The organism is Gilliamella sp. Bif1-4 (assembly GCF_001690535.1).
GTDB lineage: Bacteria > Pseudomonadota > Gammaproteobacteria > Enterobacterales > Orbaceae > Gilliamella > Gilliamella bombi.
Genome location: NZ_LZHC01000073.1, coordinates 1 through 2,938 on the forward strand (window position 1 = coordinate 1; position 2,938 = coordinate 2,938).

Annotated in this window: 3 protein-coding genes; all 3 read left to right on the forward strand. The window is 38.2% G+C overall.

Annotated features, from left to right (window positions below; genetic code table 11):
* On the forward strand, window positions 1-2,035 hold a 2,035-nt coding region (locus A9G25_RS11440), incomplete at its 5' end, for a VENN motif pre-toxin domain-containing protein (RefSeq protein ID WP_176701128.1).
* Entirely contained in the window at window positions 2,035-2,295 is a 261-nt protein-coding gene (locus A9G25_RS11445; protein WP_065627015.1) for a hypothetical protein, read from the forward strand. The genes A9G25_RS11440 and A9G25_RS11445, both read left to right, overlap by 1 nt.
* Window positions 2,296-2,525: 230 nt before the next feature.
* A partial coding sequence (locus A9G25_RS11450) for a hypothetical protein (RefSeq protein WP_141675098.1) occupies window positions 2,526-2,938 on the forward strand: 413 nt, incomplete at its 3' end.

Here is a 2,938-nt window from a genome sequence, read left to right on the forward strand (position 1 = left end):
GCCATCGATGCCAACCAGTCGCAACAAAAACGAAAGCGAGCATTCGACGACGCATTCAGCGGTATCGGAAGGGACGATAATTATCCGCAACAAAGACGACCAAAAACAAGATATCAACGAATTAAGCCGAGATACTGAGCAGGCGAATAACGAACTCAAACACATTTTTAACAAACAAAAAGAGCAAGACATCATCGACCAAACGCAGTTAGTAAGTGAAATTGGTGGTGAAACGTTAACGATGCTTAATCATATAGACCGGATAAGAGCTGAATCCAAGGCAAAAGAAGCGGTAGAAAAAGAACAAGAAAAAGCCGCAGACAAAGGCATCGTTTTAACCGACGAGCAGCAACAAAAAATCTACGAAGACGCCTACAAAGAATCGATGAATCAAGGCATGACAGCGATGGGCAGTGACACGCGTCAAGGCATTGACATGGCCGTGAGTCTCATCAACGGCTTAATCAGTGGCGACATGACAGGGGCAGCCGCAGGGGCACTCGCGCCAAAAATTGCGACTATTATCAAACAACAGACCGAAGGAAGCACCGTTGCCAACACCGTCAGCCATGCGATACTCGGTGCGGTGGTAGCCGAGCTACAAGGCAACTCTGCACTAGTGGGTGGCTTGGGTGCTGCTGCAAGTGAACGTGGTGCTGAGGTTATCATGGGTATTCTTTACCCAGGTAAAACAGTAGCGGAATTATCACAAGAAGAAAGACAACAAATCAGCGCCCTATCACAACTCGCGACAGGTCTTGCAATAGCCGCTGCCGGTGGTGATATTCAAGATATCAATACAGGGGTTGCTGCAGGGAAAAATGCGGTTGAGAATAACTTTTTGGGACCAAAAGATCAGCATCGTTTAGAAGAGTTAAGAAATAAACGAAATAAAGGATTCTTAACTCAACAAGAAAAAATAGAAATGTTTATGCTTGATGAGTTAGATCAAAAAGGAGATTATCTAGTTGGAAAATATTATAAAGATCCGAACTCATTAACGGAAGCAGAGGTTCAACAACTAGCTGTATCTTTGTCACGTTATTACCAACAAGTGGAAGGAATGAGCGGAGAAGAAGCCGCCAGACAATCAGTTAACGATTTATTAACAGGTAACTGGGGATATAGGCCTCATAATTATGATTATCCATATTTAGGAACAAAAGAGCAGCAAGAGCAATATAATGATGCTTACTGGGAATCTATCGGAAATAAATCATTATTTGAAAAATTATTTAGCTCTCGTGCAATGGATGAAAATGAAGAATATTATCGAGAACAATATAATATTCAGAAGTATCTTCAAGCAACGGAATGGGAGCGACAAGTCGGTCGTCCAGTAATGAACTTTTTGCCTGGAGGAGTAGGTTTTATTTATAATGCAATTGATACGGCTCAAGGAAGTCATGCATTAGGTGAAGGAGTTGCTCAAATATACAACGAGGGCAAATTTACAACTGATGCCGTATTAAAAGTTGTTGATGGTGTTTTAACATTAGCGCCGGTAGTAACTTCTAATTTTATTCCTAAAGACAATTCAACAGGAACAACTGGAAATGTCATTTTAGATAAAGGCAATCAAATTGTACTTGCACCTGATAGTAATTCAATTAGTAATATTAATTCGGGTAAAACCGGAACGATGATTTTTGAACGAGGTTCAACACCAAATGCTAATGAGATAAGAGCTGGTAGTGGTTTCTTATACTTAGGTTATGATGTTGTTGTTAAAAAGGAAGTTAATCAAAATAAGGTTAAAACTCAAGATCTTTATGTTGAGGGAATTGGTAAAGTTGATGTTTATACACCAAATTCTAAAATAATGACTGAGAAATCAATATTAAGGGCAATTGAAAATAAAAATAGACAAACAAACTCTATTATTATTCAGGCAGATCTATCAAAGACTGACATACAAAGTATTGTAAATCGCACATGGGGAAAACCGGGAGCAAAAAATATAAATACTCTATTTTTTCAAGATTCTAAAGGTCAAATTACTCGTTATGACAGACCCAATAAAGGAGCTCAATAATGTCTAAATTTATTTGTAAATGTGGTCATGTAATGCATTTATCTGATAGTGATAATGATTATGAATATTCTTTTATTGCTGAAAAAATAATTGATGAAATTATATGGATATTAGAAAAAAATCATAATCAAATTGACGTTGATGATTTTATTTTAAAAGTAGACTCAAAAAGAATTAGAGTGCTTGTTTGTACTAAATGCTCTCGTTTTTGGTTAGAAAATGATGATGGAACTTATAAATCTTATGTACTAGAAAAATAATATTTTTAATAATTCAGTTCTGCGAAGTAGATCGTAGAACTGAACTAACAATTTATGAACAATGTCATCTACTTTGCAAGTTGAACAATTAACTTGCCCTTTTTATTGGTAATGGTGACAGGTTGCCCTGTAGTTAAAATGAAACGGTATAGAATCCTGAATTATTTTCACAAAATAACCGCCCACAATTAACGACGGACGGGGCATTATTATCGGGAAAAAGTGTCACGGTGCTGGCGGAGAAGGATATCGAATCCTCGGGGACGATATTAGGTAAAAACCGAGTTGCCTTATTAGGTAATAACGTCAATAACCAAGGTTTGATTGATGCGGGCGCCATCATTATTCAAGCGAAAGATAGCATCAACAGCAGTGGCAGATTAAATGCGGATAGATTGGCATATTTACAAGCGAATAACGACATCAACTTAAATAGCACCACCTCAACCACCGAAACGCATTACGGTGCGAGCAAAAGTAAAAACACCGTGATTGACCAGATTTCAAGTATCAACGTCAATGATGGTGATATTTACTTAAAAGCGGGACATGACATCAACTTAGGCGCGGCCTTGTTGGTTAATGGCGGTGAAGAGGGCGTCACTAACGTCATTGCCGGGAACGACATCAATTTATCGACCTT

What these genes read in the sequence shown, in the direction of transcription:
- A9G25_RS11445 (WP_065627015.1), top strand. Translation starts at nt 2,035, where the DNA reads ATGTCTAAATTTATTTGTAAATGTGGTCATGTAATGCATTTATCTGAT.